This is a genomic window from Sphaerisporangium sp. TRM90804 (assembly GCF_029846175.1).
In the GTDB taxonomy this organism is placed as follows: Bacteria; Actinomycetota; Actinomycetes; order Streptosporangiales; family Streptosporangiaceae; genus Sphaerisporangium.
The window spans coordinates 25,328-38,976 of the sequence record NZ_JARWAC010000012.1 but is presented as its reverse complement, the minus strand read 5'-3'; the positions used below and the strand labels follow the sequence as shown (position 1 = coordinate 38,976).

Genomic DNA, 13,649 nt, shown 5'->3' with positions numbered 1-13,649 from the left:
AGGCGCCACGGCGTCCCAGGCGTGGAGACGCCCCGCGGCATCCGGGCGTCCCGGCAGACCTCCCGGCACTCAAGCGCGCCGCCGTCCGGGCATCCCGGACGCGCATACGTCCCGGCATCCCAGGCGTGACGGGCGTGATGGGCGTATTGGACGCGCAAGCGGGTCGGGCGGTCAGACGTCCCGGGTATTCAGGCGGGCAGGCCGAGGTCGCCGTAGGCGCGGCTCAGGCGGGCCGACTCGACGCGCAGCCACTGCCGGAACTCCTCGCCGTCCAGGTAGAGCGACGTCCAGCCGTTGCGGCGGCACAGTCGCTCCCAGGGCGGTGACTCGGTGACCTGGTTGCACAGGGCGGTCAGGGCCGACCGGTCCTCGCCCGACAGGTCGCCGGGGCCGAGCAGGGCGCGCCAGTTCGCGCAGTACAGGTGGACGTCGCACTCCAGCAGTGTCGGGGCGTCCAAGCCCGGGATCCGTTCGGGCGAGGAGACCGCGAGGACACGCAGGTCACCGGCCCGCACCCGCTCGCGCAGGCCCGACTGGCTGCCGAGGACGGCCTCCGCCCGCCCGGCCGCCATGGCGTCGACGGCCTCGCCGCCGGTGCGGCAGGCCAGGTAACGCAGCGCCCTGGGGTCCACGCCCAGGCTCTGCGCGAGCATGCCGAGCAGAAGGTGGTCCATGCCGCCCTCGCCCCCGCCCGCCACCACCAGCCGGTCCGGGGCGCCGCGCATCTGGTCGGCGAACGCGCCGAACGCCTGGATGCGGGAGGAGGCGGGCACCACGAGCAGTTCCCACTCCCCGCAGAGCCGGGCCAGCGGCGTCGCGCCCGCGAAGGCGGTGGCCTGCCGGGTGGGGCGCACCGTTCCCACCATCTCGGGCTCGGCCATCAGCAGGTGCCCGGGCCCGGCCCGGACGTACTCCACCAGGGCCAGGCGCGCGGGCCGGTTCACCACCTCGACGCGGCGCGTCAGCCCGCCGCGTTCGGCGATCGCCGTGAACGACCGCGCCACCCGGTCGGCCTCCCCGCCGACCGGCCCCGGCACCACCACCGACAGCGTCCTGGACGCCAGCCGGCGCGCCGGAGACGCGTCCCCGCAACCGGCGGCGAGCGCGGCGAGTCCCGCACCGAGTGCGAGCACCCGCCGTCGACGCATGGTTCACGCCCTTTCCCCCGATATAGGGCTAAATGCCCATTTCGGCGACCGTCCACACGACCCGCCCGGCGTGTCGCCCCACCTGGAACCCGCTCCGCCTCCGTCCCCCATCCGGGGGACGGGGTTCCTGTCGGCGGGGGAGTCGCCGGAGCGGGCCGCGCGGGACCGTGGAACCACGCCGGGCGCGTCCAGCCCGCACTTCGTCCAAGGGGGCACCTTGCCATCGACACCCTCACCCACCGCCCCACGCGACTCCAGCAGCGCGACGCCAACCGGGCGCGGCTCCGGCACGGCGACCCCGGCCGGGCGCACAGCGGCCAGCGGCAGGCCGCCGCTACCCGCCCACACGCCACAGCCCGCGCCCGCCACCGCCGCGCCGACCATCCACACGCCACGCCACCTCACCCACACCGGGCGCACTGAGGGCAGCGGCCCGCCCCCGGTACTCCGCCGCGTGCCACAGCCCGCGTCCGGCACCGCCGCGCCGGACGTCCGCGCGCGACCTCACGGCGGCCGCGTCGGCCGCGGGCTCGGGGGCTGACCATCGTGTGGACCGTCTCCGACCCCGCTCTGGCCGCCTGGATGGACGACTCCCTGACGGCGGTGGACACACTGCTGCGCTCGACGCTCGACTCCCCCGACGACCCGTTCCTCACCGACGTCGCGACGCACCTGCTCAACGCGGGCGGCAAGCGCCTGCGCCCGGCCCTCGCCCTGCTCGCCTCGCGATCGGGCCACCCCGGCCGCCCCGGGGTGATCCGCGCCGCCGCGGCCGTCGAGCTGATGCACGTCGCCTCGCTGTACCACGACGACGTCATGGACGAGGCGCCCACCAGACGGGGCGTGGCCAGCGTCAACACCCTGTGGGGCAACCGCGTCGCCATCCTCGCCGGCGACTACCTGGTGGCCAAGGCCGCCCAGCTCGTCGCGCCGCTGGGGACGGCGGCGACCGACGAGCAGGCCCGCATGCTGGCCCGCCTGGTCGCGGGCCAGCTCCACGAGACCGAGGGCGCCGACCGCGGCTCCGACCACGAGCGGCACTACATGACCGTGATCGCCGACAAGACGGCCGCCCTGTTCACGCTCTCCACCCGGCTCGGCGCCCACGCCTCCGGCGCCCCGCCCGAGGCGATCGAGGCCCTGGGCGCGTACGGCGAGTCGCTGGGCGTCGCCTTCCAGCTCTCCGACGACATCCTCGACCTCTCCAACGGCGGGCCGTCCCCGCGCAAGGGCAGGGCAGCCGACCGCAGCGGGGGCGCGGCCGGCCCGAGCAGGAGGGCGGCCGAAGCGGACGGCCGGAACGGGGACACGGCCGGGACAGGCGGTCAGAGCGGGGGCGCGGCCGGGACAGGGGGCCGGAGCGGGAGCACGGCCCAAGCGGGCGGTCAGAGCGGGGACGTGACTGGAGCGGGCGGCCGGAGCGGGGGCGCGGCCGGGTCGTCCAGGCGGGTCGGCAGGCTTGCCTCGCCGGCGGGCAAACCGCCCAACGCCGACCTGCGCCAGGGCCTGGCCACCCTCCCGGTGCTGCGTGCCACACGCGGCCGGGACCGCATGTCGGCCCGCCTCAGAAGGATGCTGTCCTCCCGTCCCCTCACCGGCGAGGACGACCTGGCCACCGCCGCCCGCCTGCTGAGGCGCTCCCCCGGCTACGCCGAATCCGTCGCGGAGGTCCGCCGCCACGCCGGCCGAGCCGCCGAGGCCGTGCGCGCCCTGCCCGCCTCCCCCGCCCGCGACGCCCTGCTCAGCGTCTGCGACCACGTCGTCGCGCGCGTCGACCCGCAGGGCACGCGAGCTCCGGACGGGATCGCCCCGCGCGCCTGACCGCCCACCCGACGACTCCTCGGCCCCGGCCAAGTTCAGCCATGCCCCCCGCCGACCCACCGCACGGAGCCGGGAGCGGAGCGGAGGGCCGCTCCGCACAACGCCACCGCTCCGGACGCCTTCAGCCCGCGCGGCCGACCCGGCGCCCCCGGCCCACCCACCGCACCCAACCCGGGACACGGAACGGGGACCGCTCCGCACGGCGCCGCGGCGCCGGACGCGATCGGCCCGTGCCCACCGTCAACGGGGGCGCGGGCGGGCGGCCGGGTCAGCCCGCGGGGCTGACGAAGCCGGACTCGTAGGCGAGGATGACCGCCTGGGTGCGGTCGCGGGCGCGCAGCTTGGCCAGGACGTTGCCCACGTGGGTCTTGACGGTCTCCGCGCCGACCACGAGGGTCGTGGCGATCTCGGCGTTCGACTGGCCCGCGGCCATGAGGCGCAGGACCTCCGCCTCGCGCTCGGTCAGGCGGGCGGCGCGCAGGCGGCCCGCGGCCCGGCCCGCGCCCGCGGCGCCGTGGGCTCCGGCCAGGCGGCGGATCGCGGTGGGGAAGAGCAGGGAGTCCCCCCTAGCCACCACCCTGACCGCCTCGACCACCTGCGGCGGTCGGGTGCGCTTGAGCAGGAAGCCGCTCGCGCCCGCGCGCAGGGCCTCGTACACGTGGTCGTCGTTCTCGAAGGTGGTGATCACCAGGACCCTCGGCGGGGCGGAAGAGGCGGCGACCAGCCGGCGGGTCGCCTCGATGCCGTCGATCGCCGGCATGCGGACGTCCATGAGCAGCACGTCGGGACGGGTGCGGGCGACCATCGCCATCACCTCGGCGCCGTCCGCCGCCTCGCCCACCACCTGGAGGTCGGACTGCGCGTCGAGGATCACCCGCAACCCCACCCGGATCAGCTCCTCGTCGTCGACGATCCCCACCCTGATCGTCACGGGCGCGTGCCCTCCCCTGCCGGGCCCGGCTCCGCGGCGGCCCCGCCCGCCGGGAGGCGCACCGACACCCGCCAGCGGTCGCCGTCTGGGCCGGCCGTCATCGCGCCGCCGAGCAGGGTGACGCGCTCGCGCATGCCGTCCAGCCCGCGCCCGCCCGCGTGGCGCGGCGACGGGCGGGTGACGGGGTTGGCGACGTCGATGACGAGAGTGCGGTCGTCCACGGTGACACGCAGGGCGACGGGCACCGGGCCCGCGTGGCGGAGCACGTTCGTGAGGCTCTCCTGGATGATGCGGTAACCCTCACGCGACACCGGCGCGGCAAGGCCCGCGACCGGCCCGCCGACCTCCGCGCGCACCTCGATGCCGGTGCCGCGCGAGTGCGCGACGAGCCGGTCGAGGTCGGCCAGGCGGTGGTCGTCCGGGCCAACCGGCCGGGCACCCGGACCGCCCCGCCCAGCCCGCGGGCTGCCCTGAAAGGCCCCTGGAGCGCCCGCCCCGGCCCCCGGAGCGCCCCGTCCGGCATCCGGAGCGCCCAGCCCGGCCCTCAGAGCGCCCGCCCCGGCGCCCGGACCGCCCAACCCGGCCCCCGGAGCACCCGCCCCGGCGCCTGGAGCGCCCGGCTCGGCGCCCGGACCGCCCCGCCGGGCCCCCGGACCGCCCGGCCCGGCCCCCGGAGCGCCCGGCCCGGCCTCCGGAGTGCCCGGCCCGGCCTCCGGAGTGCCCGGCCGGGCACTCGGCTCGCCGGCCCCGGCGTCCGGCTCGTCCGTCGTGGCGCCCGGCTCGCCCGGGCGGGCGTCCGGCGAGGGGCTCGCGGGGCGTCGCCCGCCGCCCGCGGGACGGTCCTCGCGGAGCATGCCGAGGACGTGGTCGAGGTCCTCCGCGGCGGCGCGGCCGACATCCTCGATGGCGGTGAGGGCGCGCCGGGCGAACTCGGGGTCGCTGTCGAGCAGTTCGAGCGCCGCCGACGCCTGCAGCGTGGTCACCGTCAGCGCATGGCCGATGGAGTCGTGCAGCTCCCGGGCCACGCGGTTGCGCTCGGCGAGCCGGGCCGCCCGCGCCTCCAGGACCGCGATGCGCTCGGCCGTGGACGGCCCCAGCAGCACCGGGGCCATCACGGCTGCCAGCGCGCCCAGCCCGGCGACGGCGTACGGGACGCCGAGGAGCAGGCCCACTCCCAGCAGCGCCTGCCACAACGGGCCGGGCCGGCCGAGCGGGCCGAGGCTCAGGGCGTCCGGCTCCAACCCGGCGACGCCGAGAAGCCGTGCCACGAGCGCCAGGCCCATGGTCAGCGGGATGAGCACCAGCAGCGCCACCACTCCCCCGGTGACCAGGTGGACGCCGAACCACAGCGCGGCGCGCAGCCGGGTCTCGCGGCCCTGACGCCCCGCCTCGGCGCGGGCGGGCGGGTCGGGCAGCGGGACGCCGAGCAGCGAGCGGGCCGCGGCGATCTCCAGGGCTCGGGTGCCGCGCAGGAACGGCGGGAGCCCGCCGACCACCAGCGCCATGGCGAGCAGGATCAGCGCCAGCCCGGGCGGCGTCGCGGGCTGGGTGAGCAACTGGACGAACGCGGCCGCCGCGAGGACGTACGGCAGCAGGAGCACGGCGCCGAGCAGCAGGTAGACCCCGCGCCGGTACGTCGCGCCGCTGACCAGCGGCCCGACCACCGCACGAACCCTCACGCCCGCCATTCTCCCCCCGCCGCGCCCCGCCCGGGGCACGGGCGTCGCCCATCGGGCCGGCGCCGACCGGCACCGCCCGCGCCCCGGCCGGAAGATGTCCGGTCAGGGCCGGCCGGGCCGCCGCCGAGCCACCCGCGCCCCGGCCAGGGAACGTCCGATCAGACCGGCCCGCCCCAACCACCCACGCCCCACCGGCGAACTCCCAAGCGGACCGGCCCGCCAAACCACCCACGCCCCGCCGAACTCCCAAGCAGACCGGCCCGCCAAACCACCCACGCCCCGCCACCGAACTCCCAAGCAGACCGGCCCCACCGGAACGACCGGCGCCCCGCCACGGAACGTCCGGGCGCGCCGGCGCCGGAACCGGCCGGGGACGTCCGGGTGGGGCGTGGGCAGGCGGGGCTTAGAGCGGGGTGAGCTCGATGAAGGAGACGGCCGGCATCGGCAGGTCGAAGGTGACCGTCAGGGCGCCGTCGGTCGGTTCGACGGTCGTGGGCGGGTGCAGTTCGTCCAGGGTGTTGCGTGACCGCAGCTCCGCCCACTGGTCGTCGTCCGGCCAGTCGCCGCCGCCCATGGCGCTCCACACGCTCTCGATGTCGGAGCGGCCCTCTTGGATGCGGTGGTGGGTCAGGCGGTGGCGGGCGCCGGGCAGCCCGTCCACGGTCACCGTGACGTGACGCGCCAGGACGGCGGAGCCGCGCACCTTGGTCTGGTCGAAGGTGTGGTTCCACACCAGCACGCCGGTGCGGCCGTCGTCGTCCCGCGCCGCCCACGCCTCGATGCCGGCGGCGTCGCCCCGGACGTCCACGGCCAGCTCCTGCTCGCCCAGGCGGTCGGCGAGGGCGAGCGCGAAGTAGCGCGGCTTGCGCAGGTTGCCCACGGTGAGCAGGCCGAAGCCGCCGTGGAACAGCCTGGGCGGGTGGCCCAGCTCCTCGAAGTGGTCGGAGGCCACCCAGTGCGACAGGGCCTCGACCCGGCCGGCGGCCGACCGCATGCCGTGCAGCACGAAGGCCGCGCCGAACGGCCCGTCGCCGATGCCGTGGAAGTGCGTGGGCGTCGGGCCCCACTCGGTCCACCAGATCGGCGTGCCCCGCCTGCCGTGCCTGTCCAGCACCGGGCGCCAGTCGAGCGGCGCGTTGCCGTAGGTGTGGGTGGAGACGAAGTCGAGCGCCGCGCCTGACTCGGCGGTGTGGGCGATCAGCTCCTCCACCCAGCCGTTGGCCGCGCTGGACGGCCCGCCGACGCGCAGCCCGGGGTGCACGCTCTTCACGGCCGCCGCGGTGACGTCGTACAGCCGGAAGTACTCCTGCGGGGTGCCGCTCCAGAACACCTCCAGGTTCGCCTCGTTCCACACCTCGAACGACCAGTGCTCGACCAGCTCCTCCAGCCCGTACCGGTCGGCCAGGTGCGCGACCAGGGCCTGCACCAGGTCTCCCCACCGGTTGTAGTCCTTGGGCGGCGAGATGATCGCCTTGTACTCGAACACGGTCTTGGACGGGTCGGCGGCCAGGTCGCGCGGCATGAAGCCCAGCTCGACCACCGGCCGCAGCCCCAGGCCGGTGAGCGTGTCGTACACGCGGTCGACCCCGTCGAAGTCGTACACGGGCTCGCCGTCCACCTCGCGGTAGACGCCGAGGTCGTCGCCGAGCACCGCGTGGGCGCGCACGGCGCGCACGCCCAGCTCGTCGTGCATGACGCGCAGCGCCTCCACCAGCTCCGCGCCCACGGGCCGCCCGCCGGTGCGCTCGCCGCTCAGCATGTGCGACAGGTGCTCGGAGCCGACCATGGGCCGCCAGGGGCGCGGCAGCGGGCGCGTCACCCGCGCGGCGTCGACGCGGACCTCGGTCACGCGCTCGCCGCCCTCGTGCGGGGTGGCCTCCACCGGCGCGGAGAACTCCCCGGGCAGGTCCACGGCGCCGAGCGCGGCCACCACGTAGTGGACGGTCTCGCCGGGGGTGACGGCCGTGTCGACGTACCGGGTGGCGGGGATGCCGGCGACGTCCACGTCGGGCTGCTTGGTGGTCAGGAACGGCCCGGCGGCGCTCGCGGCGCGGTGGACGAGGTAGCCGATCGCCCCCTGCACCGGCTCCCACTCCAGCGTGACGTGCCCGGCGCCGGCCGAGGCCCGCACCCCGGCCGGGACGCCCGGCACGGTGCCGACGGCCGTGCTCGCCTCTCCCGAGGCCCGGTGAATGCGCTGGCGCCAGTCCGAAAGCGCGGAGTCTGTCATGTGCTCTTCTCCCCGATGCTCGTGGTGGGTCGTGTCGCCCGCGGGCGCCGCGCGGCCGCGGCCGCGCGGCGCCCGTGGAGTCAGCGGAGCCGGGCGTCCCACTCCTCCAGCCCGAGCACGGGCTTCAGCAGGCGCTCGGGACCTCCCGGCGTGAAGTAGCGGCGCAGGTTGTCGCGGGCCAGGGCGTTGCCGAGCGCGCCCATGACCATCCCCTGGTCGAGCGCCAGGTACTCCTTGGACACCTGCCCGCTGCGCACGGCCACGGCGTCGTAGAAGCCGCCGGGCCCGTAGGCGTCGAAGCCGGCCTTCAGCCTGGCCAGGTTGTCCAGCGCCGCGCCGGGCGCGTACCGCAGGGCCAGGAAGGAGGCGTGCGGCGTCACCACGCCGTCCCCGTAGCGCTCGGGCTCGGGCTTGGCGGGCCGGCAGTCGCCGTAGCCGGGGTCGGTCGAGGTGCGCTCCTGGTCGGAGGTGTAACCGTCGGTGTCCATGCCGAGCGGGTCGACGCCGTACTCGCGGTAGCCGCCGGCGGGGTTGTTGGACGGCGAGAAGCCCCAGTAGCCGTACTTCGCCTCGCGCAGCCCGTGCTCGATCTGCGCCGCCACGTGCACCGGGTGGTTGCGGCCCCAGCTCTTCGCGCCCCAGGTCTCCTCGGGGACCATCAGGTTGGCCATCAGCGCCTCGAACATGCTGCCGCCCCAGGTGGGGACGTACCGCATGCCGCGGTAGCCGTAGGTGCCCTCGAAGACGCGGACGCCCTGGAAGGTCTGCCAGGTGCCCTGCGGCTTCTGGTCGGCCCATCCCCAGTCGCAGGTGTCGGGGAAGGTGCGCCACAGGCCGAAGTAGTGGTTGGCCGGCACCTGGGCCAGCGCGACGGCGACGTAGGTGACGATGCGGGTCTCGGACATGGCGCCGTAGCGGTGGCAGGTGGAGTACACCGTGGTGCCGGTGCCCGCGTAGTCGGTCTCCTGGGAGCAGCCCTCGGGCTTCTCGGGCCAGTAGCCGCCGGTCATGAGGCCGGTGCCGGCGTCGGGCTGGCCGTCGGGGTCGTAGAAGGCGCTGAAGTCCATCGCCGACAGGATGCGCCCGGCCTTGGCGGCCTGCCCGGGCAGGGCGTTCTTCACCATCATCAGCGCGACGGCGAGCCAGGCGTTGTCGACGCTGGACACGAAGGGCCGCACCGGGTCGCCGCTGTCGGGCCAGGTGCGCACGATCTGGAGCGTCGCGGGGTCGTACCAGTTGTAGTACAGGCCGGTGGCGGTGTCGTGCTCCAGGCGGTCGAGCGCCGCCAGCGCCCTGGCGACCCGCACGGTCGTCTCGGCCTGGCCGATCAGCTTCAGGTCGCGGGCGGTGAGCGTGCTCCACAGGTAGGTGCCCACGTTGGTGGGCGAGGTGACCTTCGCCCGGGTGCGCAGGTCGCCGGAGACCTTGTCGGACGGCATCCCGGTGCGCGGCTCGACCATGGCCGCCATCGAGCGCCAGGTGTCGGCGGCGTAGGCCCGCAGCACGGCGGTGCGGGACGGCTCGGTGCGGGACGGCTCCGTGCCGGCCGCCGCGGCGGCCGGCGTCGCGGCGAGGCCGAGGGCCAGCGCCCAGGTGAGAACGGTTCTACGCAAGGCTGCCTCCAGTGGCGCGGGCGGTCGGGGGGTGGGCGGGGGGCGCCGGGCGCGGGCTCATTTGAGGCCGGCCGTCGCCACGCCCTGGACGAAGTAGCGCTGCAGGGCGACGAACAACAGCAGGACAGGCGTGATGACGACGACCACGCCGGCGAGCAGCATCCCGTAGTGGACGCTGTCGCGCCCCGACAGGCTGGCGAGCGCGACGGGCAGGGTGTACATCTCCTTGTGCTGGGCGACGACGGCGGGCCAGAGGAACGCGTTCCACGAGCCCATGAAGGTGATGAGGCCCAGCGTCGCCAGCACGGGCTTGCACAGCGGCATGACGATCTGGAAGAAGATGCGGAACTCGCCCGAGCCGTCGACGCGCGCGGCCTGCACCAGCTCGTCGGGGATGTCGGCCATGAACTGCCGCATCATGAAGACGCCCAGCGGGGTGACCAGGCCGGGCAGCACGATGCCCGCGTAGGTGTCGGCCAGGTTCAAGCTGGCGATGGTGACGAACTGCGGGATGAGCAGGACGATGCCGGGCACCATCATCTGCAGCAGCACCAGCCCGAAGACCAGCCGCCCGCCCGCGAAGTCCAGCTTGGTGAGCGCGTAGGCGACCAGCGAGCAGAACAGCAGGTTGGAGGCGACCACCACCGACGCCACGACGACGCTGTTGATCGTCACGGTGACGACGTCCATGCGCTCGAACAGCGCCGCGTAGTTGCCGCCGATCCACTCGGCGGGCAGGAAGGTGGGCGGGTCGCGCCGGATCTCCGCGTCGGGCTTGAAGGAGCCGAGCACGGTCCACAGGAACGGGCCGGCGACGGCGACCAGCCCCACCGTGAGAGCCGTGTACAGCACGGCGGTGCGGACTCTCACGCGGCCTCTCATTCGGCCGGTGACCATGGTCGCCTCCCGGGCCGGGGGGTGTCGTAGCGGATCACTGCCGGGCCTCCTGTCAGGTGCGGGGGCGTAGCCATCGGAACTGCGCGAACGAGAACGCGGCGATGACGGTGAACAGCACGGTCGCGGCGGCGGCCCCGTAGCCGTAGTTGCCGAAGCCGAACTGGTTGTAGATGGCCAGCGACGCCGACAGCGTCGAGTTGAGCGGGCCTCCCCTGGTCATCACCAGCGGCTCCTCCAGGAACTGCAGGAAGCCGGCCGCGCTGTAGACGCCGCAGAACAGCAGGGCGGGCCGCAGCATCGGCACGGTGATCCGGCGGAACCGGGCCCACGTCCCCGCGCCGTCGACCTGCGCCGCCTCGTACAGCTCGCGCGGGACGCTCTGCAGCGCGGCGAGGAACACCACCATGTCGAAGCCGAAGTTGCGCCACGCCGTCATCAGGACCAGCGAGGGCAGGGCCGTCCGCTCGTCCAGCAGCCAGGCGGGGCCGTCGATCCCGACCGTCCTGAGCAGGTCGTTGACCAGGCCGGCCTGCGGGTCGAGCAGCAGCCGCCAGGCGACCGCGATGCCGATGATGCTGGTGACGTACGGCAGGTAGTAGCCGAGGCGGAAGAACGTGCGCAACCGGGTGATCCCGGAGTCCAGCAGCATGGCCGCGGCCAGGCCCGCCGCGATCGTCAACGGCGTGGTGGTCACCACGAAGAACAGCGTGTTGGTCGCCGCTCTGCGCATGGCCTCGTCCTGGAACAGGCGCTCGTAGTTCTCCAGGCCGACGAAGTTCACCGCCAGCGGGTTGCGGACGTCGGTGCTGCGCATGTCGGTGAAGCCCATGACCAGCCCGGCGATCAGCGGCATCGCGTACATCAGCCCGAACACCAGCAGGAACGGGGTCGAGAACAGCCAGGCCTTGCCCGCCTTCCCCGGCGGGCGCGGCGCCGCGCGCCCCCGGGGCCGGGCGCCGCGCCGGTCGGCGGGCGCCCGGGCGGGGGTCTGGACGGCCATCAGAGGCCGGTGCCGACCGCGTCGGCCTGCGCCTGGATCGCCTTGGCGGCGTCCTTGGGTGACGTCTTGCCGAGGGCGACCTTCTCGACCTCCTGGTCGATCGCCTTGGAGATCTGGTCCCAGGTGGGGAAGGGGGGCGGGGTCTTGGCGTCCTTGAGCTGCTCGCCGAAGACGGCGACGCGCTCGTCGGCGGACACCTCGGGCAGCTCCCAGGCGGCCTGGACGCTCGGCAGCGCCTTGACCGCGCTGTACCACTTGGCCTGCGTCGCCGGCTCGCTGAGCCAGCGGACGAACTTCCAGGCGGCGTCCCGGTTGGCGGAGTCCTTGAAGACCACCAGGTCGCTGCCGCCGATGAAGCTGGTGCCGCTCGCGCTGCCCTTGGGGTAGGGCGCGACGCCGAACTTCTCCGCGAAGCCGGGGCCGCCGTCCTTCTCCATCCCGGCGATCATCCACGGGCCCGAGTAGTACGCGCCGACGTCGCCCTTGAAGAAGCTGGCCGGGAACGACGCGGGGTCGACCTTGTTGGAGGCCAGCCCCTCCTCGAAGTACGACCGCTGCACCTCCAGCGCCTTGACCAGCTCGGGGGTGTCGAAGGTCCACTTGCCGTCGGCGCCGGTGATCGAGCCGCCCTGCTGCCAGACCAGCGGCAGGATCTCCTGCCATGAGCCGACGGTGTAGTTGAGCTGCATGCCCTGCTCCGCGCCGGCCTTCTGCAGGGCCTTGACGAAGGTCTTGGTCTCGTCCCAGGTGGCCGGCGGGGCGACGCCCGCCTTGTCGGCCAGGTCCTTGCGGTAGTAGAGCACGCGGGTCTCGACGTACCACGGGACGCCGTAGGCGGTGCCGTCCACCTCGACGGTCCCCCACGCGCTGGGGAAGAACGCGGCCTTGTCGATGACGTTGCCCGGGGTCGGGTCGACGGCGCCGGACTTGGCCAGCTCGCCCATCCAGGTGGAGCCGATCATGCTGACGTCCGGGGTGCTGCGGCCCGCGATCGACGCGGTGATCTTGTCGTGGGCGACGTCCCAGCCGACGGGCGTCACCGTGACCTTGATGCCGGGGTTGGCCGTCTCGAACTGCTTGGCGAAGGACGCGAGGGCCTCGCCCTCGGTGCCCATCGCCCAGACCGACAGGGTGCCGGTCGCCGCGGCGCTGGTGTCGACGTCCTTCGGCGCCTCGGCGGCGCCGCCGTCGGACGCGCGCCCGCACCCGGCCAGCGCGACGAGACCGGCGGTGAGCAGGGCGAGGGAGCCGGTGGTGTATCGCTTCAACTCAATGACCTCCTGGGGGGTGCGGCCCGCAACTGCCGCGGACGATCAGTTCGGTGTCGAGGGTGCGGTGGGCGTCTTCGACGCCCAGCCCGGCGATCAGCGCGTCCAGGGCGCGGGCGGCGCGGGCGCCGAGTTCGCGCATCGGCTGGCGCACCGTGGTCAGGGCGGGCCGGGCGTGGCGGGCGGCCATGATGTCGTCCCACCCGGTGACGGCCACGTCGTGCGGCACCGACAGGCCCAGCTCCTCGGCGGCCAGGATCGTGCCCAGCGCGACCTCGTCGTCGGAGCAGATGACGGCCCGCGGCCTGCCTGCGCCCCGCAGCAGCCGCAGCGCGGCCTGGTAGCCGCTCTCGACGGTGTACTCGGCGGTCAGCACCGGCTGGACGGCGTCCCCGAGCACCTCGCGGACGCCCTGCCAACGCAGGTCGACGTCGTCGCCCGTGGCGTAGGGCGCGCCGAGGAAGGCGAACTCGGCGTGGCCGTGGCCGAGCAGGTGGTGGGCCAGCGCGCGGGCCGAGGCGGTGTTCTCGCTGCGCAGCGTGACCGCGCCCGGCATCGGCGCGTGGGAGATGAGCACCAGCGGCAGCCGCGAGGCGACCAGCTCCTCCACCACGTCGCCGGGGACGGTGCTGCCGAAGACCACCAGGCCGTCCACCCGGCCGGCCAGCTCGCGCACGGCGTCCCTGATCGCGTCGGTGCCCCGGGGCGTCGGCTCGCGGCCCTTGGTGGACAGGATGACGACCGAGCGGCCCAGCTCCGAGGTGACCTCCTCGTAGCCGATGAGGACCTCGGCGAAGTACGGGCCCGACAGGTTGGGGAAGACGATGCCGTTGGCGGCGTGCCGGCCCTCGGCCAGGCTCACGCCCGCCCTGCTGGGGGTGAAGCGGAGCTCCTCGACGGCGCGCAGCACCTTCTCGCGGGTCGCCCCGGCCACCGGCCCGGTGCCGCGCAGCGTGCGGGACACGGTGGCGATCGAGACCCCGGCCCGCTGGGCGACCTCGTAGATGGTCACCCCGCCGGCCTGCGCGTCGGCACGCTCGTCCATCACCCTCCTCCGCATGT

The 13,649-nt window shown here is 74.9% G+C and carries 10 protein-coding genes; 1 reads left to right on the top strand and 9 read right to left on the bottom strand.

Annotation, left to right across the window (positions count from 1 at the left end):
* Positions 1-188: 188 nt before the first annotated feature.
* Positions 189-1,148: a tripartite tricarboxylate transporter substrate-binding protein gene (locus PYR91_RS17015; protein WP_279780822.1), complete on the bottom strand. Its 960-nt coding sequence runs from the start codon at positions 1,146-1,148 to the stop codon at positions 189-191.
* A 546-nt stretch (positions 1,149-1,694) separates the two neighbouring features.
* Here PYR91_RS17015 and PYR91_RS17010 point away from each other — a divergent pair.
* Positions 1,695-2,969 (top strand): polyprenyl synthetase family protein, encoded by a 1,275-nt coding sequence (locus PYR91_RS17010; protein ID WP_279780821.1) that lies wholly within the window; start codon positions 1,695-1,697, stop codon positions 2,967-2,969.
* Between the two features lie 268 nt (positions 2,970-3,237).
* On the opposite strand, the gene PYR91_RS17005 is transcribed toward PYR91_RS17010, so the two are convergent.
* From PYR91_RS17005 to PYR91_RS16970, 8 genes are all read right to left on the bottom strand, one after another.
* Positions 3,238-3,900, bottom strand: coding sequence for a response regulator transcription factor (locus PYR91_RS17005; RefSeq protein WP_279780820.1), 663 nt, complete (start codon positions 3,898-3,900; stop codon positions 3,238-3,240).
* Positions 3,897-5,579, bottom strand: coding sequence for a histidine kinase (locus tag PYR91_RS17000; RefSeq protein ID WP_279780819.1), 1,683 nt, complete (start codon positions 5,577-5,579; stop codon positions 3,897-3,899). Before PYR91_RS17000 ends, PYR91_RS17005 begins: the two co-directional genes overlap by 4 nt.
* Before the next feature lie 403 nt (positions 5,580-5,982).
* Positions 5,983-7,809: a hypothetical protein gene (locus tag PYR91_RS16995; RefSeq protein WP_279780817.1), complete on the bottom strand. Its 1,827-nt coding sequence runs from the start codon at positions 7,807-7,809 to the stop codon at positions 5,983-5,985.
* Positions 7,810-7,889: 80 nt separating this feature from the next.
* Positions 7,890-9,422 carry a glucoamylase family protein gene (locus tag PYR91_RS16990; protein ID WP_279780816.1) on the bottom strand — a complete coding sequence of 511 codons (1,533 nt, stop codon included), beginning with the start codon at positions 9,420-9,422 and terminating at the stop codon, positions 7,890-7,892.
* Positions 9,423-9,479: 57 nt separating this feature from the next.
* Positions 9,480-10,292 carry a carbohydrate ABC transporter permease gene (locus PYR91_RS16985; protein WP_279780815.1) on the bottom strand — a complete coding sequence of 271 codons (813 nt, stop codon included), beginning with the start codon at positions 10,290-10,292 and terminating at the stop codon, positions 9,480-9,482.
* 79 nt (positions 10,293-10,371) lie between these two features.
* A complete protein-coding gene (locus PYR91_RS16980) occupies positions 10,372-11,319 on the bottom strand; it encodes a sugar ABC transporter permease (protein WP_279780814.1) in 948 nt (315 codons plus the stop codon).
* The gene (locus PYR91_RS16975; RefSeq protein ID WP_279780813.1) at positions 11,319-12,587 is read right to left on the bottom strand and encodes an extracellular solute-binding protein; all 1,269 of its coding nucleotides are present in this window, start codon (positions 12,585-12,587) and stop codon (positions 11,319-11,321) included. Before PYR91_RS16975 ends, PYR91_RS16980 begins: the two co-directional genes overlap by 1 nt.
* Before the next feature lies 1 nt (position 12,588).
* On the bottom strand, positions 12,589-13,632 hold the full coding sequence (locus PYR91_RS16970) for a LacI family DNA-binding transcriptional regulator (RefSeq protein ID WP_279780812.1): 1,044 nt from the start codon (positions 13,630-13,632) through the stop codon (positions 12,589-12,591).
* Between the last annotated feature and the right edge of the window lie 17 nt (positions 13,633-13,649).

What these genes read in the sequence shown, in the direction of transcription:
- PYR91_RS17015 (WP_279780822.1), bottom strand. Translation starts at nt 1,148, where the DNA reads ATGCGTCGACGGCGGGTGCTCGCACTCGGTGCGGGACTCGCCGCGCTC.
- PYR91_RS16995 (WP_279780817.1), bottom strand. Translation starts at nt 7,809, where the DNA reads ATGACAGACTCCGCGCTTTCGGACTGGCGCCAGCGCATTCACCGGGCC.
- PYR91_RS16970 (WP_279780812.1), bottom strand. Translation starts at nt 13,632, where the DNA reads ATGGACGAGCGTGCCGACGCGCAGGCCGGCGGGGTGACCATCTACGAG.
- PYR91_RS16980 (WP_279780814.1), bottom strand. Translation starts at nt 11,319, where the DNA reads ATGGCCGTCCAGACCCCCGCCCGGGCGCCCGCCGACCGGCGCGGCGCC.